The sequence below is a fragment of the Luteibacter sp. ME-Dv--P-043b genome, assembly GCF_030209605.1.
In the GTDB taxonomy this organism is placed as follows: domain Bacteria; phylum Pseudomonadota; class Gammaproteobacteria; order Xanthomonadales; family Rhodanobacteraceae; genus Luteibacter.
Genome location: NZ_JARVRT010000013.1, coordinates 93,721 through 115,320 on the forward strand (window position 1 = coordinate 93,721; position 21,600 = coordinate 115,320).

Below are 21,600 nucleotides of genomic sequence, written 5' to 3' on the forward strand. Positions count from 1 at the left end.
AGGTATCCCGGACACGATCCGCGCCCTTCGCGCGAACCGGCACCGTGCGTGCCGCGGTCGTCCGCGCCCTCCTTTCCCCTCTTTCCAAAGACACAAGGTGCATCCCATGAGCGTCGCCGATCTTCGTAGCCAGATTCCCGACTATGCCAAGGACCTCAAGCTCAACCTCGATACGGTCCTGAGCGAAGCGGGTGCCCCGGGCCTGAACCTTGCCCAGATCGCCATGGTGGCCCTCGGTGCCGCCTATTCCACCCGCTACAAGCCGCTGACCCAGGCCATCGCCGCCTTCGCCGCGGAGCATGCCTCGGCCGAGCAGGTGACCGCCGCCAAGGGCTCGGCAGCGATCATGGGCATGAACAACATCTACTACCGCTTCCAGCACCTGGTGAGCCACCCGGAATACGCCAGCATCCCCGCCAAGCTGCGCATGAACGTCATCGGCGCCTACAAGGGCGATGCCAAGAACGATTTCGAACTGGTCTCCCTGGCCGTCTCCGCGGTCAACGGCTGTGGCATGTGCATCGATTCGCACGACAAAGTGCTGCGCGATGGCGGTATTTCCGTCCAGGCCATCCAGAGCGCCGTACGCATCGCCTCGGTGATCCACGCCGTCGGCGTCGTCCTCGAGCAAGCCGAAGCGGCCGGTTAATCAAGCCATGTAGGAGCCCACGATGTGGGCGATGCTTTACCAAGGTTGCCTCGCCACGATGTAGGCGATGCTCCTGTTTCATGCCGCACCGCAACGACAAAAGGGTGCCTTCTGGCACTGTGTCAAAAGTCACCCTGTTTGCAGGATGGGGGATTACCCAAAGGGGAGTCCCACCCATCATGCGTCGTTTCGTCCGTCCTCTCGTTCTCACCGCGCTCGCCACCTGCTGTGGCGCAGCGCTCGCCGCCGGCACGGACGCCGCGCCGCCGCTCGGCCACCTGCCGGCCTGGGCCCAGCCGGAAAGCTACAAGCTCGCGTTCAAGGTCGATCCCAGGCAGGAAGACTATTCCGGCTCCTCGACCATCCGGATCAAGCTGGCGCAGCCGTCCGATTTCATCTGGCTGCACGGCAAGGACCTTAAGGTCTCCAAGGTCACCGTGACCGATGCCGCCGGCAAGACGCACACCGGCAAGTACACCGTCGCCGCCGAGAAGGAAGGCGTGGCGAAGGTCGAGCTCGGCGCGAAGCTGCAGGGCGAGATCACCGTCGCCATCGCGTTCACCGCGCCACTGAACAAGCAGCTGCAGGGCCTGTACAAGGTGTCCCACGAGGGCGTGCCCTACGCCATGACCCAGATGGAGCCGGTGTCGGCGCGCTACGCGTTCCCCGGCTTCGACGAGCCGTCGTTCAAGGTGCCGTTCGACCTCAGCCTGACCATCCCGTCCGACGACCAGGGCGTGGCCAATACCGCGCAGGTCAAGGAAGAGAAAGCCGCCGCCGGTTGGAAAACCCTCACCTTCTCCACCACCAAGCCGCTGCCCACCTACCTGGTCGCGTTCGCCGTGGGCCCGTGGGACGTGGTGAAGGGCCCGGACATCAGCCCGACCGCCTACCGCCCCACCGCCACGCCGCTGCGCGGCATCGCCGCCAAGGGCGAGGGCCATCGCATGCAACACGTGCTGGGTGAGACCAACGCCATCATCCACACGCTCGAGGACTATTACGGCTTCGGCTACCCGTATGACAAGCTCGACCTGCTCGCCGCGCCGGACTTCAGCGCGGGTGCGATGGAGAACGCCGGCCTGGTCACCTTCCGCGACTGGCTGCTGCTCATCGATCCGGATTCCGCCGCCCAGTATGTACGCGGCTCGTTCAACGTCAACGCGCACGAGCTGGCCCACCAGTGGACCGGCGACACCGTGACGATGGCCTGGTGGGACGACCTGTGGCTCAACGAGGCGTTCGCCACCTGGATGCAGCAGAAGGTCACCAGCAAGGTGCATCCGGAATACCGTGCCGACCTGGATCGCGTCCGCGGTGCCCAGGGCGCCATGAACAACGACAGCCTCGTGAGCGCCCGCAAGATCCGCCAGCCGATCACCGGTAACGGCGACATCGAGACCGCGTTCGACGGCATCACTTACCAGAAGGGCGCCGCCGTCTTAGGTATGTTCGAAGGCTACGTCAGCGAGCCGGTTTTCCAGAAAGGCATGCGCGCGTACATCCAGAAGCACAAGTTCGCCAATGCCACGGCCGACGACCTGATCGACGCGATCGCCGAGGCCGCGGGCCAGGGCGATGCCTTCAAGAAGGCGTTCCGCAGCTTCCTCGACCAGTCGGGCGTGCCGTATGTCACCACCGAGGTGAAGACCGAAGGTGGCAAGACGGTGCTGCACCTGACGCAGAGTCGCTACCTGCCGCTGGGCAGCACGGGGGACGCCAGCCGCGTGTGGGGCGTGCCCATGTGCGTGCGTTACGGTACCGGCGCGGGAGCCAGCAAGGTCGCGTGCCAGCTGCTCGACCAGGCCACCGGCACGATGGTGCTCGACGGCGCGGCGAAGAACACCTGGGTGATGCCCAATGCCGACGGTCGCGGCTACTACCGCTTCGCGCAGGGCAAGGGTGACCTCGCGGCGTTGGCCAAGGTGGTGGGTACGCTCAGCGATGCCGAGCAGCTGGCGTACGCCGATGCCGTGCGCGCGGCGTTCCAGCACGGCGACATCGATGCCGGCGACGTGCTTGCCGCGATGAAGCCGTTGACAGCCTCGAAGACCCGCGAGGTGTTCACCGCCCCGCTGATGACCTTCGACTGGATCCTCAACCACGAAGCCGTCACCGATGCGCAGAAGAGCCACCTGCGCCAGTGGGCCGTCGATGCCTACCTGCCGAAGCTGAAGGGCCTCGGCTTCCGCAAGAAGGTCGGTGAGGCGGACAACGACACGCTGACCCGCACGGCGCTGGTGGGTTTCCTGGGCGACGACGACATCGCCGAGCCCTCGGTACGCGCGGAGATGCTCAAGCAGGGCGATGCCGCACTGCAGACGAAGGATGGCCACCTCGACCTCGACGCGGCTGATCCTGACCTGCTGGCCGATGCGCTGGGCGTGGCGGTGCAGGAACGTGGCGCGCCGGCCGTCGATGCGCTGATCGCGGAGATCCCCAAGACTTCCGATCCGGCCAAGCGCAACGCGATGCTTTCCGCGCTTGCCTCCACCAAGGATGCGGCGCTGGCCAACAAGGCACGCGACTTCGCCCTGGGCAAGGATGTAAAGGTCGGCGAGATGGCGGCGGTGCTGCGTGGCGGTCGTGCCACGGAAGCCACGCGTAACGACCTGTGGACGTGGTTCACCGCGAACTACGACAAGATCGTGGCGCGTACCGGCAGCTTTGCCGGTGGCCAGCTGCCGGCAATGGCGGCCGGTGGCAGCTGCTCCAAGGCGGAAGCCGATCGCATGGATGCGTTCTTCAAGCCCCGCCTTGGCCAGGTCAGTGGCGCCGATCGTGGTCTCGCGCAGACCAGCGAACAGACGCTGCTGTGCGCGGCGCTGAAGGCCAAGCAGGACCCGAAGACGATTACGCGCTGATCGTCAACTGATGTAGGTTGCGGTCAAAGGCCGGGCGAGAAATCGCCCGGCCTTTTTTGTTCTTTGCGTGTAAGTGTGGACTGTCCCGAAGCCAGAGCTGCGGTCGCTCGCATGGTGCGGCGACGAGGCGCCGGGTGGTCACACTCTGCGCTCGAGCAGCGGCCACAAGTGGCCGAACTCGCTCAGAGCGTAACCACCCAGCGCCTCTGCGACGACAGAGGTAGCGTGTGCGTAGAGCAAAGCGTGGGCGACCTTGGGCGGTTCCACACGGGAGACTCCGTTTTTGGCGATGCAGCGAGTGTCACTTTCGCGGCCCGACATATCTTCTGCGGTAATCGGGGGAGAATCCTTCGGGGATCAGCGGATCTGGAAGTCGATGCGCACCGGACCGCCCACGCCGTTAGGAATCACCATGTACTGGAAGTTGCCGCCCTCGCGACCGCTGGCATCCCAGGTGCGGCGATAGCCTATGACGGTGCCGCGGCCGTGACAGGGCCGGGGTTGTCCGTTGACGTTGCACAGCGCCTCACTGCGGATATCACGCAGAGGAGTGCCTAGCAAACGGGCTTGCGCGTTGTGACCGTAGCCTACGTCGTCCGTAGTGATCTGCATCCATGCGCCGCCGTGGTCACGTGCTGTTGCCAATCGATCTTTAACAAGCTCGGTTCCGCCCTTGGAAGATGTCACCGAGTAGACGTAAGCATTGTTTAGGTTGTTGCTCAGAAGCCTTGCTTGCACAGGTGACACGACGAGCAGGCTTGCTGCGATTAGAAATGTTTTCATTGAAGTTCTTCATGAACGACTAGGTCGGTCGAGGCCGATGGTGCGGCTACACCGCTTTTGGCGATATCAGCCGCAAGTGATTGCTGGTGTAAGCCAATGCACTTCGCTCTTGTGCCCAACCTTGACTCCTTTGCATCACGTAGGTTTCTTCCGCGACATGTGTCCCGCATCTGTTGCTTGACATGCTGATCTGCTTTCGTTGTCTACCTTTCTGGAGAAGCGAATCGTGGAAATATCTTCAATGAAGACCAATCAACTCCTTCCAGGAGAAGCGACTATGAAGGCATCGGTGAGTCGTGCCGCTGCTGTCGATCAATCGGAGTCGAGTGCGCGTTCGACACAACGGATCGATTTTTCATATATAACGCCACGGCAACTGCAGGCCTATCTTGACGACATGATCGCGCAAGACAAGATCGATCCTGATGACGCCACGTCTATGTTCAATTCCATTCCGGGTGAGTGGTATGCAGATCAACCGGATGTACCTATCGATTTTTCTTCAAACATCAAGGCGATCGCCGAATTCGATCGAAACAATGGCTATCCGGCCTTGGCTGCCTGGTACGAAGGACTCGCCGAGCGCATGCGAATCATGGAAGATCGTTCGGTCCATATCTCGGTAGTGGCCTGATGGAAGATACGGGTCCACGTTGTGGTCCCTCCCTTGTACCGAATGGATCCGTCCGCGCCTCGCTGATTCTGTTGCGTATTCAAGTCAGGAAAAACGGATACGAAGACTGTTACTTATCTCGACGATATGACGAGGGCCGACGTTTTGCTCTCCATCCCCGCCTGCCTCTGTCGTCGCAGAGGTGGCGGGTGGTTACGCTCTGAGCGAGTTCGGCCGCTTGCGGCCGCTGCTCGAGCGCAGAGTGTGACCACCCGGCGCCTCGTCGCCGCGCCATGCCAGCGACTCAGGCTTTGGCATTGGCTTCGGGAGATACTCCGTCATACGCGAAGAGCCTTTTCGCTCTTGTCATCCCTCCAGCCGGAGATATCGGATCGTGCAATCCAGGTACGTGCATCAACTTAGCCCGGCCGTCCGCCCCTTGCGCTAACCTTGCCCCATGTCATCCAGACCATCCACGCCGCCGCGCGTTGCCACCGCCACCGCCCGCGATGTCGCAGAGGCGGCGGGTGTGTCCATGTCCGCGGTGTCGCGTACGTTTACCGTCGGCGCCAGCGTCTCGGCGAAAACACGGCAGCGTGTGACCGAGGCGGCGGATCGCCTGGGATACCGGCCGAACCATCTGGCGCGCAGCCTGATGACGGGGCGGACGAAGCTGATCGGGCTGGTGTCCAACCACTTCGGCAACCCGACCTTCATGGAGGTCTTCGACCTGTTCACGCGGGAGTTGCAGGCGCGAGGTCTTCGGCCCCTGCTGGCGAACCTGGGCGAGGACGACGACGGCCAGGCGGCCATCGACATGGTGCGGCAGTACAACGTCGACGCCGTGCTGATCGCCACGTCGGCACCGCCGGCGGGCTTCGCGGCATCCTGTCGCCAGGCGGGCCTGCCGGTCATGCACGTGTTCGGCCGCCCGGGGCGTTCGTCGCCCGTGCCGGTGGTGACGGTGGACAACGTGGCCGGTGGACGCCTGGTGGCCGAGGCGATGCGCCAGCGTGGCCTGCGTCGGCTGGCCTTCCTCGGCGGCTCCGCCCACGACGCGTCGACCATCGATCGCAGCACCGGCTTCGCTGCCGCGGCCGGGCGTTCCCTGCGACACACCGTCCACGCGGGCAACTACACGCACGAGCACGGCCAGCGGGCGATGCATGCGCTGCTCGACAGCGATGCCGCCATCGACGGCGTGTTCTGCGCCGACGACGTCCTGGCGCTCGGGGCGATCGACGCCTGCCGTGAGCGCGGTCTGGCTGTGCCGGATGACATCAGCATCGTCGGCTTCGACGACATGCCGCTGGCAGCGTGGGCGTCCTATGCGCTGACCACCGTGCGTCAGCCCATTCGCCCGATGGTGCTGCACGCCATCGAGCGCATCGTGGCCTGGATGGACGATGCCGACACGGTGCCGCGCAGCAGGCTGTTTCCCTGCGAACTGGTGCTGCGCCGAAGCCTGCGCGAGCGCTAGCCTACATCGACCCAGCGGCGCTCGCGGTTCGATACCAGCGCCGCGTCGATCACCCGGTCCACCGCGTAACCGTCGCGGAAGGTCGGCCAGACCGGCGTGCCGGTGGCCACAGCCTGCAGGAAGTCGCGTGCCTCGATCACGATCTGCTCGTTGTAGCCGGTGCCGTGGCCGGTGCCCTGGTTGAAAGCCAGGTAGTCGGGATGCACGGGGCCCATCAGCAGCTTCTGGAAGCCGCGTCGCGCAGGCTCGCGGCTGGCGTCGTAAAGCCACAGGGCGTTCTGGTCTTCCTGGTCGAAGGCAAGGGCACCGCGGGTGCCGGTGATGCGGTAGGTGTAGCCCATCTTTCGGCCGGCGGCCATGCGGCTGAAACTGAGGCTGCCGGTGGCGCCGTTGACGAAGCGCAGCAGCATCTGGCCGAGGTCGTCGTTCTCCACGGGCTCCGGTCCCGTGTCGCCCGCGCGTGTCGCCTGGACGATGCGGGTATCCGCGACCAGGCTGGCGACGGGCCCGACGAGGCGCAGGCACGCGTTGACGATGTGCGAGGCGACATCGCCGAGCGCACCGGCCTCGGTGCCCGTGGCGATGCGCGTGCGCCAGGAGGCGGGCAGGGCAGGGTCGTGCAGGTAATCCTCGACATGCTCCGCGGTCACCTGGATCACCTCGCCGATCTCCCCGGAGGCGATGATCTGCCGGGCGAGCTGGCTGGCGGGCGTGCGGATGTAGTTGAAGCCGACCATGTTGGCGATAGCCGCGGCTTCGACCGCCTCCGTCATGGCCAGTGATTCGCGCACGTTCGCACCGAGCGGTTTTTCACAGAACACCGGTTTGCCCGCGGCCACGCAGGCCATCACCATGTCGAGGTGAGTGCGCGGCGGGGTGGCGACGATCACGGCATCCACGGCCGGGTCGTTGACGAGTTCACGCCAGTGTCCTGTCGAACGACGCCATCCCCAGCGTTGGGCATGCGATGCGGCACCGTCGGCGGTGGAGGTGGCAAGCATCTCGCACACGGGGCGCAGCGGTGTGTCGAACGTCGCCGCCACGCCGTGCAGCGCCAGCGTGTGGGCCTTGCCCATGTATCCCGCGCCGATCAGGCCGATCCTCAGCTCGCTCATCGCGTGGTTTTCCGGAGAGGGGGAGTGTCGACTCTACGGATGCTGCAGTGCGGTTTGCAAGCGCTTGCAATTCGGCCTAGCGTAGTGCCCGAGCCGCCTGAAACGGTCGACACGCCAACGCGCCCCGCGCAGGAGTTGCCATGAATGCCTCCGCCCAAACTGCCCGCCGTCCTGCGGTCGAACTTCGTGTCTTTACTGAAGACACGCTCGACACCGGATTCATCGTCAACGAGTTGCTGGATGGTGCCGGTGCGATCACCTTGCGCGGTCTGTTTACGCCGGCGGAGATCGCTGAGGCGCGGGCTATCGTCATGCGTGAGTCCGACGCCGACGAGCGTGGCGGCAAGGTCACGCACTTCCAGGGCGATGCGGAGCGGGCCGGTCGGCTCAACCTGCAGCGCCGCGTCTGGAACCTGCTGGCCAAGGGCGAGGTGTTCTCGCGGATGGCCGCGCATCCGGTGATCATGCAGGTGATGCGCGCCTTCATCGGCAGTGAGTTCATCATGGGATCGATCGCCGCCAATCGTATCCTTCCGGGCGGTCCGGGGCAGGAGCCACACATCGATTACCCCTACTGGGATTTCCACTCGCCGCAGACGCATCCGGCGCGCATCCATTCGCGCTTTCCGCTCAACGCGCAGGCGACCATCATGCTCGACCCCTTCACCGAGGAAACGGGTGCGACAGCCTACGTGCCGGGGTCGCAGCGTGACCTGCATTACCCGCAGGACGACGATCGCTTCTTCGAACGTTGCGAGCGCATGCTCGGCCAGCCGGGCGACACCGTGATCTTCTTCGGCGCCGTGTGGCATTGCGCGATGCCCAATCGAAGCACCGTCGATCGCTCGGCGATCATCACCCAGTACCTGCCGAAGTTCGTCAAGCCGATGGAAGACCTGCCGGCCTCGCTGCCCGCGGCGTTCGTCAGGGATGCCAGTCCGGATATCCGCCAGTTGCTGGGGTTGAACTACCCGTACCCGGAGGTGCTGGATGCGGCACGCGGCGGCAACGTCGAGGGCCGCGACGTCATGAAGGCGCGCTGAGGCCGGGTGGCGTCAGTGCCCTGCGGGAACGGGCACGGGAACGGCAGCGGCAGCGGCAGCGGCAGGGCGCGCCGCCGGCTGGTGAACCCGCTGCTGGACGAAGCGGACCACATCGTCCAGTACCGGTGCGGCATCCTTGCCGCCGCGAAGGGCGAAAAGGATGCCCATGTGGCCCATGTCCGGGTACAGTTTTACCTCGACCGGTTCGCCCTGTGCCTGGTAGCGCCGCTGCAACGACAGCGCGTTGGACGGCCTGACGGTGGAATCGTCCTGCCCTTGTAGCAACAAGGCAGGCGGCTCGTCGCCGTCGACGAAATTGACCGGCTGCGAACGTGCCTGCTCCGCCGCGGTGTGCCCGAACATGTCGATGAAGTCGTCCTGCTTCAGTGGCAGGAAGTCGTACGGACCGGCCAGGCCGATGAATCCGGCCAGATCACGGGGGCGCATGCCGACCATCGCCAGGCGGTGTTCGTCGGTCGCCAGCATGGCGGCGATGTGCCCGCCGGCGGAATGGCCCATGACGACGATGCGCGAGGGATCGCCACCGTACTCGCCCACCCGATCGTGCGCCCAGCGTACCGACCTGGCGGCATCGCCGACGAAGCCGTCCAGCCTCACCTTCGGCCAGAGACGGTAGTCCGGTACGACAGTAACGATGCCGCGGGCCGCCAGGGCCTCACCCACCCATCGATACCACTGGCGTTTGCCGCTCTTCCAGCTGCCGCCGTAGAAGAACACCACCACAGGTGCGTTCTTTGCCTGCACGGGACCGTAGACGTCGAGCGCCAGGCCCTCGGTCGGGTCGTAGACGATGTCGTGGTGGGCCACGACGCCGGTGGAGGACTGCCGCGCATTGATCGCGCCGAACAGGACGGACTGGCAGCCCGTAAGCAGAAGGGTGCCGAGCGTGACAAAGAAGAGTCGGGTCATGAACAGAGCTTACGGACCCGCCGTGAAAACGGATGCACGGCGCAGGATCAGTGCTCGAGGGCAACCGGATGGCGGCCGATGAAGTCCAGCGTGTCGTCGAGCACGGGAGCTATGGTCCGTCGCGGGCCGAAGGCGAGCAGCAGGCCTTCGTGGCCGAGGCCGGGATAGAGACGCAGTTCCACGGGCTCGCCCTGTTGGCGGTAACGGCCTTCGAACGCAACGGCTTCGGCCGGCGACACGATGGTGTCGTCCTCGCCCTGAAGGATGAGCGCTGGCGGTTCATCGCCGTCCACGAAGTTGATCGGCTGCGACAGGGCCTGTTCGGCGGGGCTGTGCCCGAAGATATCGGCGAACGCCGGCTCGTCGAACGGAATGAAGTCGTAGGTGCCGGCCACGCCGATGACGCCGGCAAGCTCGCGGGGCCGCATGCCCACGGCGGCCAGCCATTGCTTGTCCACGGCGAGCATGGCGGCGATCTGCCCACCGGACGAATGCCCCATCACGAATTCGTCGTGCGGATCGCCGCCGAACGTGGCGGCGTGGTCGCGCGTCCAGCGCACGGCTTCGGCGGCATCGTGGAGAAACCCTTTCATCCGCACCGCCGGCCAGAGGCGAACGTCCGCGACCACGGTCACCACGCCACGCGCGGCCAGGGCCTCGCCCATCCAGCGAAACCACTGCCGCCGGCCGCCCATCCAGCTGCCGCCGTAGAAGTACACGACGACGGGTGCATGCCGGGCGTGGGCGGGCGCGTAGACGTCCAGTGCCGTGCCTGTCGCGGTGTCGTAGATGATGTCCCGATGCGATACCACGCCATCGGTCGGCTGGCGCAGGTTCACCGCGTCGAAGAACGCGGCCTTGCACCCGCCGAGGAGCAGGACCGTCAGGAAGAGGATGAGGCGCGGCGACATGCCGGAATTGTAGTCGCGGCTACCTTGCTGGCGTCTTCCTGCCGTGCGCGGGCTAGAATTCGCCGATGACCGATGTCCGCACGATCCTGCGCCAATCCGCCGCCGACCTCGGCGATCGCCTCGAGGCCGAGCTGATGCTGGCGCACGTGTTGGGCGTGAACCGCGCCTGGTTCTTCGCCCATGCGGATGACGCGCTGGATGCCGTCATGGCCGGGCGGTTCGACGACTTGGTCAAGCGCCGCGTCGCAGGCGAGCCGGTGGCCTACATCACCGGCACCCGCGACTTCTGGTCGATGACGCTCGAGGTCACGCCCGCCACGCTGATCCCGCGTCCGGAGACGGAGCGGTTGGTCGAACTGGCGCTGGAACGCCTGCCGCAGGGTGCGAGCGTGGTCGACCTGGGCACCGGCAGCGGGGCCATCGCCCTGGCGCTTGCCAAGGAGCGCCCCGACCTCTCGGTGACGGCGTTGGACGCCAGCAGCGCGGCGCTCGAGATTGCCCGGCGCAATGCCGAACGTCTCGGCCTTTCACGGGTGAGGTTCCTGGCCGGCGACTGGTTCGCGCCGCTGGCAGGCGAGCGCTTCGACCTGATCGTCAGCAACCCGCCCTATATCGAAGCGGACGACCCGCATCTGGGTCAGGGGGACCTTCGCTTCGAGCCCAACAGCGCACTGGCCTCCGGCAACGATGGCCTCGACGACATCCGGAGTATCGCATCCGGCGCGGCGGGCCACCTGCACTCGGGCGGATGGTTGCTTGTCGAGCATGGCTGGAACCAGGGGGAAGACGTCCGTACCGTGCTGGCATCGCACGGCTTGCATGACGTGTTTACGGAGCAAGACCTTGAAAACCGCGACCGTGTATCTGGAGGATGCGAGTCACCAGGGCCGCCCTAAAAGGTATTCGCCACACGTCGCCATGAGCAGGCCGAACGGCACGCCAAGGAGCACCAGAATAAACCCTGTCCAATAACGTCTCCATACCTTGTCCCTATGAGACAGGAGGAGATTCTTACCGCTTCGCACGCCAGGCCCGTCACCGGGTTTAATAAAGTTTTGCGGGTTGAACATGAAGTCATAAGACTGATTTTCGGACGAGTGGAAATCCAGAAGTTCTCCGTGCCCTCGAGCAATGTCTCTGGCCTCGGACATGACGCGCCGAACGCCCAACATGGTGCGCAAAAGAGAAATCAATCCGGGTGCCGCGCCGGCAACGAATCCGTAGGGACTCAAATCCACGATTACGTCCTAGGTGGCAATTCCAACATGGCGAAGTAAGTTTCGATTTAAAAAACAGCGCCTTGATCTTCACGAAGACTACACATAGTCAGACTTAGTGTGTACTATACACACCATGACCTCCGCTGACCTGATCAGGCTTCTCAAGGCTCATGGTTTCCACGTAGTGAGCATCCGGGGAAGCCATCACAAGCTTCGCAATGCAGCGGACGTGACGGTGATCGTGCCTCACCCAAAAAAAGAACTGGGCAGGGGTCTTGTCGCCGCCATCAAGAAACAAGCCGGAATAGTTTGAGCCCGGCATCTGGAGAACACCATGCGTTATCCCATCGCCATCGAACCAGGTAGTGGCACCACGGCTTATGGTGTGGTCGTGCCTGATCTTCCCGGCTGCTTCAGCGCCGGTGATACGCTCGACGAGGCAGTAGCGAACGCTGAAGAGGCCATTCTCCTGTTTCTCGAAGACGCCATCGAAGGGGGCAAGATGCCGCCAAAAGCATCGTCACTGGAGGCCCTGCGCTCCCGCGTCGGCTATGAGGGATGGACATGGGCGTTGGCCAGCGTTGACCTGTCCAAGCTGAGCACAAAGGCCGTACGTGTCAACATCACCGTGCCCGATCGCCTCTTGAGCGCCATAGACGCCTATGCCGAGCGCCACGGAGAAACCCGCTCGGGGTTTCTCGCACGTGCAGCCATGGAAGCGATGGAAGCCGCTTAAGCGCTCGCCACATCCTTGGCGACGAACTGCGGGAACCGGGCCAGGATCGCGTTGCGGATCTGCGGCAGGTCGAGGCCGGCCATGGTCAGGACTTCCTCGCGGCTGCCGTGTTCCAGATAGACGTCCGGAAGGCCCAGGTGCAGGATCGGCTGGGTGATGCCATTGGCGGCCAGCAACTCGGCCACGCCTGCGCCGGCGCCACCCGCTATGGCGTTGTCCTCCAGGGTGACGAAGGCCTCGTGCGTACGAGCCAGCTCCAGGATCAGCTCGGCATCCAGCGGCTTGACGAAGCGCATGTTGACCAGCGTGGCATCGATTTCGCCGGCGATCACGGCGGCGGGGGCCAGCATGGTGCCGAAGGAGAGGATCGCCAGGCCGTGGCGACCGCGTCGGCGCACCTCGGCCTTGCCGATCGGGTAGGTTTCCAGCGTCTCGGCCATCTTCGCGCCCGGGCCGGTGCCGCGCGGGTAACGGATGGCGGCCGGCCCCTTGTAATGGAAGCCCGTGCTGAGCATGGTGCGGCAGTCGTTCTCGTCGGCCGGCGCCATGATCACCATGTTCGGCAGGCAGCGCATGAACGACAGGTCGAAACTGCCGGCATGCGTGGCGCCATCCGGCCCCACTACGCCCGCGCGGTCGATGGCGAAGGTGACGTCGAGGTTCTGCAGCGCCACGTCGTGGATGGCCTGGTCGTAGGCACGTTGCAGGAAGGTGGAGTAGATCGCCACCACCGGCTTGGCGCCCTCCACGGCCATGCCCGCGGCCAGCGTTACGGCATGCTGCTCGGCGATGGCCACGTCGAAGTAGCGCTGCGGGTATTCCCGCGAGAAACGGACCAGGCCCGAGCCTTCGCGCATGGCAGGCGTGATGCCGAGCAGGCGCTCGTCGCTGGCAGCCATGTCGCACAGCCAGTCGCTGAAGATGTCGGTGTAGGTAGGCTTGGCCGGCGCGCCCTTCTTCACCAGTCCGGCGACGGGATCGAACGGGCCGACGGCGTGGTACTCGATGGGGCCTTTCTCGGCGGGCTCGTAGCCCTTGCCCTTGGTGGTCATCACGTGGATGAGCTGGGGGCCGGGCAGGTCCTTGACCGTTTCCAGCGCCTGCACCAGTTGGGGCATGTTGTGCCCGTCGATCGGGCCGGTGTAGTGGAAGCCCAGTTCCTCGAACAGGGTGGACGGCACGAACATGCCCTTGGCGTGTTCTTCCCAGCGCTTGAAGAAGCGGCCGAAGAAGGACTCGCGCGGCATGGCCTTCTTGGCGCGCTCGCGCAGGGCGTTGAGCCGCCGGCTGGACATGGCGCGGGCCATCATCTTGGTCATCGCGCCGACGTTTTCGCTGATCGACATGCCGTTGTCGTTGAGGATCACCAGCATGTTCGGTTCGACGTCGCCGCCGTGGTTAAGCGCCTCGAAGGCCATGCCCGCGGTAATCGCGCCATCGCCGATCACGGCCACGACCTTGCGCGGGTCGCCCCGGCGCTGCAGCGCGATGGCCATGCCCAGGGCGGCCGAGATCGAGGTGGACGAGTGACCGACGCCGAAGGTGTCGTATTCGCTTTCCTCGCGGCGCGGGAACGGCGCCAGGCCGTCCTTCTTCTTGATGGTGGTGATGCGGTCGCGACGACCGGTGAGAATCTTGTGCGGATAGCACTGGTGGCCCACGTCCCAGACAAGACGATCGCGTGGGGTGTCCAGCACGTGGTGCAGGGCCACCGTCAACTCGACCACGCCCAGCCCCGCGCCGAAATGCCCGCCCGACGAGGCCACGGCCTCGATCAGGTATCGGCGCAGTTCATCGGCGATCGCTGGAAGTTCGTCCACCGGGAAACGCCGGAGGTCCTCCGGCGATTCGATCTGCGCCAGATAGGGATAGCGGGAGAGGTCGTTCATCCCCGTATTGTTGGCCTCCGGAGAGGCCGGGGCAAGGGATGGGGTGTGAAAGTTTGCGGGCGAAGCCCGGCCAGGCCTCAGGCGGGGCGCCGATCCCTTGGTAAATGGCTGATCAGGAACTGCATCTGGTCGGCCAGGATATTGCGATTGGACAGGATCAGGTGCTCGACCCAGCTGGGCCGGTAGGGCACGGCCAGAAGGGGCATGTTGGCCTGCTGGGGGGTGCGGTTGCTCTTGCGCAGGTTGCAGGCCAGGCACGCGCTGACTACGTTTTCCCATTCGTCCGCGCCGCGTTTGGACAGGGGAATCACATGGTCGCGGGTGAGTTCGTGACGCGTGTAGTGGTGGCCGCAGTACAGGCAAAGGTGCCGGTCGCGGGCGAACAGGGCGGTGTTGGTCAGGGCCGGCGCCGGGTCGATCGCGTGCTCGCGGCAATGGCCCGTGCTGGCCACGATGGGGTGGAGGTCCAGCGTGCTTTGCAGGCCGTTGGCCCGGCTGGTGCCGCCGTGCACGGTGAGGCAGGGGTCGCCCAGCGTCCAGGCCACCACGCCGCGCACATAGAGGCAGACGGCATCCTGCCAGCTGATCCAGTCAAGGATGCGGCCGGCGGCGTCGAGCGAGAGCACGCGCGTGGTGTGCAGCGCGGTCACCCTCGGCAGGTCTTCGTGTAGCACTTCCATCGTCATCGGGTCTCGTCCTTCACACGTGCGAAAGAGCGTTCCAGTCAGCCGAACTCCGTGCGGATCGGGTAAGCGATCCCACCCCTTTGAAGCGGGTTTGCCCGAGCATAGCCGATAATTGCGACCGAATTGCACACGCCCGGTATGCTTCTTGCGGTGCTGTGGCGGTCATGCGGCACTGATATAGTGGGGGTTCGTATATGCCTGCGCGGGTTTGGAAGGGGGGCCGGGGTGGCTTCCCAGGTCCGGCGGGTCCATGAGGGTTTCACAGTGGCTGAAGTGCTTTTCTACGAGCGTCCGGTTCCCCTGAACCGCACCGCGCATCGCGATCTCCGCCTCAAGGCGGTGAACAACATCCGTTTCGCGGCCACCGCGCATTCCGTGCCCCTCACGGGCGTCGAGTTCGCCCCCGCCTCGCGCGACGTCCCCATCCTGTTCGCCGGCAACAGCATGGAAGAAGCCGGTCCGATGGCCCTCCTGGGCCTGCGCCAGGGTGAAAACCTGCTGGTGGGCGAGAACGGTTTCTGGGAGCAGGGCCTGTACATCCCGGCCTTCGTGCGCCGCTACCCGTTCGTGCTGGCCGAGAAGCCCGCCGGTACGGAAGGTGACGACTTCACCGTCTTCCTCGACGAGGCTTACGAAGGCTTCAACGAAACCGAGGGCGAGCGCCTGTTCAACGAGGACGGCACTGACGCGCCGGCCCTGACCAACGCCGTGAACTTCCTGGGGGAATTCCAGGACCACGTCGCCCGCACGCAGTGGTTCATGGGCAAGTTGCGCGAGCACGACCTGCTCGAGCCGCGCACCATCACCCTGCAGAAGGAAGGCAAGGGCATCAACCTCAACGGCCTGTTCGTCATCAACGAAGAGAAGCTGCGCGCCCTCGACGAGAAGGTAGCCGGCGAGTTCCTCCGCGAAGGCGCATTCGGCTGGATCTACGCGCACCTGGTGTCGCTGGCCAACATCGATCGCATGGCCGCACGCCTCGACGTGCGCGAGCAGAAGGAAGGCGCCGTCGCGAAGGTCTGATCGCCTTTACCGATGGCCGAAAAAAGGCTGCCCAGGGCAGCCTTTTTTTTATTCCCGGCGCCACCAGCGTCCTATCGGACGGGTTTGGCCAGGCGCATCAGGTCGGTGTCGAAGCCATGCTTGACGTACATCTCGCGCGCTCGCTCGTTGCCGGGGAACACGGCCAGGGTGACGAACTGGCAGCGGTGCTCCTTGGCCCAGGCATAGGCGTGGTCGAGCAGGAACGTGCCGACGCCGTCGCCTTCGTGTGCCTTGGCTACCGCGATATCGGAGATGTGGCAGTTGTCGCGATGGGTGAAGAAATCCTTCGTCTTCTGCAGGTGGACGAAGCCGACCGGCTCGCCGTCCTGATTCTCGGCGACGAAGATGTAGCTGTTGGACGGTTGCTCGTCGAGGTGCCTGACCAGGTCGGATTCGATGCCCTTGAGGCAATCCGTCTTGGTGCGGCCGTTGGGCAGCGGGAAGTCGACGAAGCGATGGAGCAGGCCAAGGATGAACTCGTCATCGTCGCTTTCGGCGAGACGGATCAGGAACGGGGAAGCGCTCATCGTGTCGGGCACCGTTGCGGTGGGGAGACTGGCCGGTAGCCTTTTCTACACCTTCGGGGATGTGGGGAAAAGCCCCTTTGGCGGTGCGGCGAGGGGGCCGCTGCCGCGGGATCGCCGGCATCGCCGGCTCCTACAGGAGCGGCGATGCCGTATATGCGGGGCGATGCCGTATGCGCGGGGTGATGCCGTCCACGCGGGGTGATGCCGCGTACGTGGTGCGATGCGCACCGCTGCGCGATGCCGCCCGGCGGTGCGACGTGTCAGAGCACCTCGGGCAGGGTGGCTACGCCGGCGTCGATCGCTGCCTTGTGCATGTGGATGCGCGGGAGGATGCGGCTGAAGTAGAAGCTGGCGGTATCGCGCTTGGCCTGCTTGCCGTCCGCGGACAGCCTCGAGCCTTCGGCGGCCAGCACGCTACGGGCCCAGCAGTAGGCCAGGGTGACGTAGCCGGACAGGTACAGGTAATCGACGGCGGCAGCACCGAGTTCTTCCGGATTCGCCTGCGCGCTCCTGGCGATGGCCTGGGTGAGATCGCCCCAGGTCTTGGCGGCGATCGCCAGCGGGCCGATGAAGGGCTTCAGCGTGTCGTTGCCCTGGTGGGCCTGGCAGAACGCCGAGATCTCGCCCAGGAAATGCTTCAGTCCGGCGCCCTGCAGCTGCATGACCTTGCGGCCCAGGAGATCCAGCGCCTGGATCTGCGTGGTGCCCTCGTACAGCGTGATGATGCGGGCATCGCGGACGAACTGTTCCATGCCGTGTTCGGCGATATAGCCGTGGCCACCGAAGATCTGCAGGGCTTCCTTGGTGCATTCCTGCGCGGCTTCGGTAAGCAGGCCCTTGGCGATGGGAATGAGGAAGGAAAGCAGTTCGCCGGCCTCCTTGCGGGCCTGCGGATCGGGATCGCGCGCTTCGATGTCGCCCTGCAACGCGGCATAGGCGGCGAGCACACGGCCGCCCTCGACGAAGGCACGCTGGGTGAGCAGCATGCGGCGCACGTCCGGGTGAACGGTGAGCGGATCGGCCGCTTTTTCCGGCAACTTTGCGCCCGACAGTGCGCGCATCTGCAGGCGCTCGCGGGCGTAGTGAAGACTGTTCTGCAAGGCGCGCTCGGAAACGGCCAGGCCCTGGATACCCACCGCTAGGCGCGCGGCATTCATCATCGTGAACATCGCGACCAGGCCCTTGTGCGCCGGGCCGACCAGCCAGCCCTGGGCATCGTCGAAGTTCATGACGCAGGTGGCCGATCCCTTGATGCCCATCTTGTGCTCGATGGCGCCGGCCGCCACGGCGTTGCGCTGGCCGAGCGCGCCGTCCTTGCCGACCTTGAACTTCGGCACCACGAGCATCGAGATGCCGCGGCTGCCAGCGGGGGCGTCGGGCAGGCGCGCGAGCACCAGGTGCACGATGTTCTCGACGAAATCGTGCTCGCCCGCACTGATGAAGATCTTGGTGCCGGTGACTCGGTAGCTGCCGTCGTCGTTGGGTTCGGCGCGCGTCTTCAGCAGGCCGAGATCGGAACCGGCCTGGGGTTCGGTGAGGCACATCGTGCCGGTCCAGCGTCCTTCCACCAGCGGTTTCAGGAAGACCTCCTGCTGCCAGGCGTCGCCATGGTGCTCGAGCGCGTCGGTGGCGCCGTGCGAGAGCAGCGGATAGATGCCCCAGGCCAGGTTGGCCGAGTCGATCATTTCCTTGGTCAGCGCGCCGAGCACGATGGGCAGGCCCTGGCCGCCGAACGTCTCGGTGGCGGTCAGCCCGGCCCAGCCGCCGTCGGCGTACTGCCGATAGGCTTCCTTGAACCCCTTGGGCGTGGTGACCGACGCGGTGGCCTTGTCGTAGTGGCAGCCTTCCTGGTCGCCGCTGGCGTTCAGCGGTGCCAGCACCTGCTCGTTGAAGCGCGCCGCTTCGTCGAGCACGGCGTCGAGCAGATCGCGCGTGTGCGCTTCGCCGCCGTCCAGGCGGGCCAGCACGGCTTCCGCGCCCAGCACGTCGTAAAGGGTGAAACGCATGTCGTCGAGGGGGGCTTTGTAGAGCGTCATGTCGGGGTCCTGGCGTCGCGGCGCGCGCGGCTGGGTGGGATCAGGGAGAGCGATAGGTATCGGGGATGCCGGGTACCGGCGAGAGCCAGTTGCGCCCGTGCACCTCGAAGGAGCGGGGCGTCTTTTCCTGCTCCGGCAGCGCGACGATGTGGCCATCGATGGTGTAGGGGAGCGAGCCGGCGCTGCCCTTGGCAGCCAGCTCGGCCAGCGCGCGGCTCATCTCCGGCGTGGGCACGAGGTCCATGCTGGCTACGTCGGCGGCGAACGAGGGGATGTCCTGGTCCACCTTCACATCCATCAACACGCCGCCCAGGTCACCGACGCGCAGGGTGCCCTGGAAGCTCTGGAAGGCCATGCCGCCATAGCTGTTGTTGCGGATGCGCAGGGTCAGGTGCCAGACGCCACCCGGCTTGGCGGTGACTTCCTGCAGCGTCACCGCCGGCGGGAACACGCTTTTCCTGGCGGGCCCGCAGGCAGCGAGCAGCAGCACGCAGGCGATGGGCATGAGGCGGACGAGGCAGGTGCGAACGGTCGGGATCATTCCCTGGGTTTCCACGGGCAGCGACGAACAGGGGCCCGATGGTAGCGCCGGGCCCCCGGGTGCGCGAGACGTGCGTTTGAAACGCGGTTCCCAAGCGGGAAGGTAGCAGGCATCATCAGCGCTTATCTTCCAAAGACACCGATTGCCGCCCATGACCCGACGCATCGCCGCACGACGTTCGCCCATTCACGGAAACGGCGTCTTCGCCACCGCGCCCATCAAGGCCGGCGAAGAGATCGTCGAATACAAGGGTGACATCATCACCCACGCCCAGGCCGACAAGAAATACGGCGATGGCGGTGAAACCGGCCACACCTTCCTGTTCACGCTCAACGAGAAATACATCGTCGACGGCAACAGCAACGGCAATACGGCCCGCTGGATCAACCACGGCTGCGATCCCAACTGCCAGGCCGTCATTGAAGAGGCGGTGGAAGGCAAGCCGTCGAAGAAAGATCGCGTGCTCATCGAAGCGCTTCGCGACATCGCGCCCGGCGAAGAGCTCACCTACGATTACGGCATCACGCTGGACATGCCGCACACCGCGCGCCTGAAGAAGATCTGGGCCTGCCTGTGCGGGTCGCCGCAGTGCATCGGCACGATGTTGAAGCCCAAGCGCAAGGCGGCAGCCTGAGTCGTCCGGAAAGCCCGCTCACGATGTGGCGACACATGCGCGACGTCGTGCTCATGTCGTCGCATCCATCCTCGGACCACACTTATCCGAGGAGACATCCATGGCGAACACATCACTCGACGGCCGGCGTATCGCGGTACTCGCAACCGACGGTTTCGAACAGTCGGAGCTGACCGAGCCGAAGCGGTTGCTTGAAGAAGCGGGCGCCAAGGTCGATGTCATCGCACCGGGCGGTGCAGCGCAGATCAAAGCGTGGGACAAGAAGGACTGGGGCATCAGCGTCAACGTGGACGTCGCGCTGGACAAGGCCGATGCCGGTTCGTACGACGCGCTGGTGCTGCCCGGTGGCGTGATCAATCCGGACAACCTGCGCACGGACGACACCGTGCTGGCGTTCGTCAAGGCGGTCGCCTCGTCGGGCAAGCCGGTGGCGGCGATCTGCCACGGCCCGTGGACGCTGATCAATGCCGGTCTGGTCGATGGCAAGAAAGTGACCTCGTGGCCCTCGCTGAAGCAGGACCTGAGCAACGCCGGTGGCCGTTGGGAAGACAGCGAAGTGGTCACTGACGGCAATCTCATCACCAGCCGCAAGCCGGACGACATTCCCGCGTTTGCCAAGGCCGTGATCGCCTCGCTGGCCGGCTGAGACCGTGTCGTGATCCTGCTTCGCCGGTCGTTGCCGATCGGCGAAGCGCGGGAATCGCGGGCCCCGCCATGACGGGGCCCGCGTTGCGTCGGGGCGCAAGGGGGAATCTTCGCCGTTCCACGTGGTCTGAAAGCCCGGGCATACGCCCTGCTTACCCTTGACGGGCTAAGCTCCGCGACTTTCCACGGCCCGAAGGGACACCCCCGCGCGTGCATTACCCCGGCAAGGCGCCACCGTCGTTCGTCGAGACCCATCGGCTTCCCGCCGACGATGGGGCGTGGCCGGACGGCCTGACGCCGCTCGATCCCGCTACGCTGGCCACGCTGCGTGCGATGCGGCAGCGACGGCCCGTCCCACGCGACCGGTTGAGCGTTACGCTGGCGATAGCCGCTGCGATCCTTCTTCATCTCCTGCTGATCGTCGTGGTGAGCTACGAGATGCAGCCGCGTGTGCAGATCGGTTTTTACGTGCCGCACGGGCCACCCGACGTGCTCGAGGTGCGCTTCATCGACCGTGCCCCGCCGCCCGCGGTCCCCTCGGCGCCCCCGCCGCCACCGGTCACCGAACCACCTCCGAAGGTGCGCTCGGCGGAAGCTACACGCCCCGAACCGCCGCCCCGCAAGAAGAAACCGGACGAGGTCACCCCCGCAGTGACGCCGTCCGACGCGCCCCCGGCGACGGCGGCTCCGGCCAGCGGCGTCTTCGGGGCCGACGGCTCGATCGCCCTGCCCAAGGGTGCGCCGGGTTCGGGCGGTTCCGACTACACGCCGCCACGGCCCACGGACGCGGCGGGTGTCATGTCGCACAAGACCACCGTGACCTACACGCAGACCCGGTTCGAGAAGGACTGGGCGCCGCGCGACGAGAACGTGCTCAGCCAGGGCATGCGCCGGGCGATCGAAAAGACCACGGTGAAGAAAACGGTGGACCTGGGGCACGGCGTGCGGGTGAACTGCTCCACGGTGTTCTTCGTGCTGCCGGTGGGCTGCGGTGGCGAAGACCCGTCGAAGGCGGCGCACAAGGACGGCGACACCCGCCTGAACATGGCCCCGGCCAACCCGTTGGTGAAAGACCTGCCCGGTGCCGTACCCGTCCGCAGCGAGGCGGAGTGCATCGCCGCCTATCGTAAGGACGAGCGCGTGCCCGAAGGGTGCCCGACCGATACGCCGTTGAAAGCGATGGACCAGGAGAACGCCGAGCGGGCACGGCGCACGGGAAACTGAGCCCGCCAGGGCAGGGCGCGATTGTGCGGC

The 21,600-nt window shown here is 65.4% G+C and carries 22 protein-coding genes; 12 read left to right on the plus strand and 10 right to left on the minus strand.

The window, feature by feature from the left end:
- The first annotated feature begins 106 nt into the window (after positions 1–106).
- Both QRN34_RS08385 and QRN34_RS08390 read left to right on the plus strand, forming a co-directional pair.
- Complete coding sequence (locus tag QRN34_RS08385; protein WP_285403667.1) at positions 107–649, plus strand: carboxymuconolactone decarboxylase family protein; 543 nt, start codon at positions 107–109, stop codon at positions 647–649.
- Between the two features lie 179 nt (positions 650–828).
- A complete protein-coding gene (locus tag QRN34_RS08390; RefSeq protein WP_285403669.1) occupies positions 829–3,513 on the plus strand; it encodes a M1 family metallopeptidase in 2,685 nt (894 codons plus the stop codon).
- Positions 3,514–3,870: 357 nt separating this feature from the next.
- Here QRN34_RS08390 and QRN34_RS08395 read toward each other — a convergent pair whose 3' ends face one another.
- The gene (locus QRN34_RS08395) at positions 3,871–4,296 is read right to left on the minus strand and encodes a DUF4879 domain-containing protein (RefSeq protein ID WP_285403676.1); all 426 of its coding nucleotides are present in this window, start codon (positions 4,294–4,296) and stop codon (positions 3,871–3,873) included.
- A 241-nt stretch (positions 4,297–4,537) separates the two neighbouring features.
- On the opposite strand from QRN34_RS08395, the gene QRN34_RS08400 reads away from it, so the two are divergent.
- Both QRN34_RS08400 and QRN34_RS08405 read left to right on the plus strand, forming a co-directional pair.
- Positions 4,538–4,930, plus strand: a complete 393-nt coding sequence (locus QRN34_RS08400; protein WP_285403679.1) for a hypothetical protein — start codon at positions 4,538–4,540, stop codon at positions 4,928–4,930.
- Positions 4,931–5,366: 436 nt separating this feature from the next.
- On the plus strand, positions 5,367–6,389 hold the full coding sequence (locus tag QRN34_RS08405; protein WP_285403682.1) for a LacI family DNA-binding transcriptional regulator: 1,023 nt from the start codon (positions 5,367–5,369) through the stop codon (positions 6,387–6,389).
- Here the strand turns inward: QRN34_RS08405 and QRN34_RS08410 are convergent.
- Complete coding sequence (locus QRN34_RS08410) at positions 6,386–7,504, minus strand: Gfo/Idh/MocA family oxidoreductase (protein ID WP_285403687.1); 1,119 nt, start codon at positions 7,502–7,504, stop codon at positions 6,386–6,388. The genes QRN34_RS08405 and QRN34_RS08410 overlap by 4 nt on opposite strands.
- A gap of 140 nt (positions 7,505–7,644) precedes the next feature.
- Between QRN34_RS08410 and QRN34_RS08415 the strand changes: the two genes are divergently transcribed.
- Complete coding sequence (locus QRN34_RS08415; RefSeq protein ID WP_285403692.1) at positions 7,645–8,547, plus strand: phytanoyl-CoA dioxygenase family protein; 903 nt, start codon at positions 7,645–7,647, stop codon at positions 8,545–8,547.
- A gap of 12 nt (positions 8,548–8,559) precedes the next feature.
- Here the strand turns inward: QRN34_RS08415 and QRN34_RS08420 are convergent, their stop codons facing one another.
- Positions 8,560–9,477, minus strand: a complete 918-nt coding sequence (locus QRN34_RS08420) for an alpha/beta hydrolase (RefSeq protein WP_285403696.1) — start codon at positions 9,475–9,477, stop codon at positions 8,560–8,562.
- A gap of 47 nt (positions 9,478–9,524) precedes the next feature.
- Positions 9,525–10,388 (minus strand): alpha/beta hydrolase, encoded by an 864-nt coding sequence (locus QRN34_RS08425; protein ID WP_285403698.1) that lies wholly within the window; start codon positions 10,386–10,388, stop codon positions 9,525–9,527.
- Positions 10,389–10,453: 65 nt separating this feature from the next.
- On the opposite strand from QRN34_RS08425, the gene prmC reads away from it, so the two are divergent.
- Positions 10,454–11,284 carry a peptide chain release factor N(5)-glutamine methyltransferase gene (prmC, locus tag QRN34_RS08430; protein ID WP_285403700.1) on the plus strand — a complete coding sequence of 277 codons (831 nt, stop codon included), beginning with the start codon at positions 10,454–10,456 and terminating at the stop codon, positions 11,282–11,284.
- Here the strand turns inward: prmC and QRN34_RS08435 are convergent.
- Positions 11,267–11,626: a hypothetical protein gene (locus tag QRN34_RS08435; protein ID WP_285403702.1), complete on the minus strand. Its 360-nt coding sequence runs from the start codon at positions 11,624–11,626 to the stop codon at positions 11,267–11,269. The two genes, prmC and QRN34_RS08435, sit on opposite strands and share 18 nt — an antisense overlap.
- 115 nt (positions 11,627–11,741) lie before the next feature.
- On the opposite strand from QRN34_RS08435, the gene QRN34_RS08440 reads away from it, so the two are divergent.
- Complete coding sequence (locus tag QRN34_RS08440; RefSeq protein WP_285403704.1) at positions 11,742–11,921, plus strand: type II toxin-antitoxin system HicA family toxin; 180 nt, start codon at positions 11,742–11,744, stop codon at positions 11,919–11,921.
- A 21-nt stretch (positions 11,922–11,942) separates the two neighbouring features.
- A complete protein-coding gene (locus QRN34_RS08445) occupies positions 11,943–12,344 on the plus strand; it encodes a type II toxin-antitoxin system HicB family antitoxin (protein WP_285403706.1) in 402 nt (133 codons plus the stop codon).
- On the opposite strand, the gene dxs is transcribed toward QRN34_RS08445, so the two are convergent.
- Both dxs and QRN34_RS08455 read right to left on the minus strand, forming a co-directional pair.
- Complete coding sequence (gene dxs / locus QRN34_RS08450; RefSeq protein ID WP_285403708.1) at positions 12,341–14,233, minus strand: 1-deoxy-D-xylulose-5-phosphate synthase; 1,893 nt, start codon at positions 14,231–14,233, stop codon at positions 12,341–12,343. The genes QRN34_RS08445 and dxs overlap by 4 nt on opposite strands.
- A 77-nt stretch (positions 14,234–14,310) precedes the next feature.
- Positions 14,311–14,913, minus strand: coding sequence for an HNH endonuclease (locus QRN34_RS08455; RefSeq protein ID WP_285403711.1), 603 nt, complete (start codon positions 14,911–14,913; stop codon positions 14,311–14,313).
- Between the two features lie 270 nt (positions 14,914–15,183).
- On the opposite strand from QRN34_RS08455, the gene QRN34_RS08460 reads away from it, so the two are divergent.
- The gene (locus tag QRN34_RS08460) at positions 15,184–15,942 is read left to right on the plus strand and encodes a SapC family protein (RefSeq protein ID WP_285403713.1); all 759 of its coding nucleotides are present in this window, start codon (positions 15,184–15,186) and stop codon (positions 15,940–15,942) included.
- Positions 15,943–16,013: 71 nt separating this feature from the next.
- Here QRN34_RS08460 and QRN34_RS08465 read toward each other — a convergent pair whose 3' ends face one another.
- From QRN34_RS08465 to QRN34_RS08475, 3 genes are all read right to left on the minus strand, one after another.
- On the minus strand, positions 16,014–16,490 hold the full coding sequence (locus tag QRN34_RS08465; RefSeq protein WP_036137450.1) for a GNAT family N-acetyltransferase: 477 nt from the start codon (positions 16,488–16,490) through the stop codon (positions 16,014–16,016).
- 260 nt (positions 16,491–16,750) lie between these two features.
- A complete protein-coding gene (locus tag QRN34_RS08470) occupies positions 16,751–18,526 on the minus strand; it encodes an acyl-CoA dehydrogenase C-terminal domain-containing protein (protein WP_285403717.1) in 1,776 nt (591 codons plus the stop codon).
- Positions 18,527–18,566: 40 nt separating this feature from the next.
- Positions 18,567–19,067 (minus strand): hypothetical protein, encoded by a 501-nt coding sequence (locus tag QRN34_RS08475; protein ID WP_285403719.1) that lies wholly within the window; start codon positions 19,065–19,067, stop codon positions 18,567–18,569.
- A gap of 151 nt (positions 19,068–19,218) precedes the next feature.
- Here QRN34_RS08475 and QRN34_RS08480 point away from each other — a divergent pair, with 151 nt between their 5' ends.
- The 3 genes from QRN34_RS08480 (at position 19,219) to QRN34_RS08490 (ending at position 21,570) form a co-directional block, all read left to right on the plus strand.
- Positions 19,219–19,701, plus strand: a complete 483-nt coding sequence (locus tag QRN34_RS08480; RefSeq protein WP_036137445.1) for an SET domain-containing protein-lysine N-methyltransferase — start codon at positions 19,219–19,221, stop codon at positions 19,699–19,701.
- 100 nt (positions 19,702–19,801) lie between these two features.
- Entirely contained in the window at positions 19,802–20,347 is a 546-nt protein-coding gene (locus QRN34_RS08485; protein ID WP_285403722.1) for a type 1 glutamine amidotransferase domain-containing protein, read from the plus strand.
- A 209-nt stretch (positions 20,348–20,556) separates the two neighbouring features.
- The gene (locus tag QRN34_RS08490) at positions 20,557–21,570 is read left to right on the plus strand and encodes a hypothetical protein (protein WP_285403725.1); all 1,014 of its coding nucleotides are present in this window, start codon (positions 20,557–20,559) and stop codon (positions 21,568–21,570) included.
- The last annotated feature ends 30 nt before the right edge of the window (positions 21,571–21,600 follow it).

Excerpts from the sequence above, each read along its gene's own strand:
- QRN34_RS08385 (WP_285403667.1), top strand. The coding sequence starts at position 107 with ATGAGCGTCGCCGATCTTCGTAGCCAGATTCCCGACTATGCCAAGGAC.
- QRN34_RS08390 (WP_285403669.1), top strand. The coding sequence starts at position 829 with ATGCGTCGTTTCGTCCGTCCTCTCGTTCTCACCGCGCTCGCCACCTGC.
- QRN34_RS08395 (WP_285403676.1), bottom strand. The coding sequence starts at position 4,296 with ATGAAAACATTTCTAATCGCAGCAAGCCTGCTCGTCGTGTCACCTGTG.
- QRN34_RS08400 (WP_285403679.1), top strand. The coding sequence starts at position 4,538 with ATGAAGACCAATCAACTCCTTCCAGGAGAAGCGACTATGAAGGCATCG.
- QRN34_RS08405 (WP_285403682.1), top strand. The coding sequence starts at position 5,367 with ATGTCATCCAGACCATCCACGCCGCCGCGCGTTGCCACCGCCACCGCC.
- QRN34_RS08410 (WP_285403687.1), bottom strand. The coding sequence starts at position 7,504 with ATGAGCGAGCTGAGGATCGGCCTGATCGGCGCGGGATACATGGGCAAG.
- QRN34_RS08415 (WP_285403692.1), top strand. The coding sequence starts at position 7,645 with ATGAATGCCTCCGCCCAAACTGCCCGCCGTCCTGCGGTCGAACTTCGT.
- QRN34_RS08420 (WP_285403696.1), bottom strand. The coding sequence starts at position 9,477 with ATGACCCGACTCTTCTTTGTCACGCTCGGCACCCTTCTGCTTACGGGC.
- QRN34_RS08425 (WP_285403698.1), bottom strand. The coding sequence starts at position 10,388 with ATGTCGCCGCGCCTCATCCTCTTCCTGACGGTCCTGCTCCTCGGCGGG.
- prmC (WP_285403700.1), top strand. The coding sequence starts at position 10,454 with ATGACCGATGTCCGCACGATCCTGCGCCAATCCGCCGCCGACCTCGGC.
- QRN34_RS08440 (WP_285403704.1), top strand. The coding sequence starts at position 11,742 with ATGACCTCCGCTGACCTGATCAGGCTTCTCAAGGCTCATGGTTTCCAC.
- QRN34_RS08445 (WP_285403706.1), top strand. The coding sequence starts at position 11,943 with ATGCGTTATCCCATCGCCATCGAACCAGGTAGTGGCACCACGGCTTAT.
- dxs (WP_285403708.1), bottom strand. The coding sequence starts at position 14,233 with ATGAACGACCTCTCCCGCTATCCCTATCTGGCGCAGATCGAATCGCCG.
- QRN34_RS08455 (WP_285403711.1), bottom strand. The coding sequence starts at position 14,913 with ATGGAAGTGCTACACGAAGACCTGCCGAGGGTGACCGCGCTGCACACC.
- QRN34_RS08465 (WP_036137450.1), bottom strand. The coding sequence starts at position 16,490 with ATGAGCGCTTCCCCGTTCCTGATCCGTCTCGCCGAAAGCGACGATGAC.
- QRN34_RS08470 (WP_285403717.1), bottom strand. The coding sequence starts at position 18,526 with ATGACGCTCTACAAAGCCCCCCTCGACGACATGCGTTTCACCCTTTAC.
- QRN34_RS08475 (WP_285403719.1), bottom strand. The coding sequence starts at position 19,067 with ATGATCCCGACCGTTCGCACCTGCCTCGTCCGCCTCATGCCCATCGCC.
- QRN34_RS08480 (WP_036137445.1), top strand. The coding sequence starts at position 19,219 with ATGACCCGACGCATCGCCGCACGACGTTCGCCCATTCACGGAAACGGC.
- QRN34_RS08485 (WP_285403722.1), top strand. The coding sequence starts at position 19,802 with ATGGCGAACACATCACTCGACGGCCGGCGTATCGCGGTACTCGCAACC.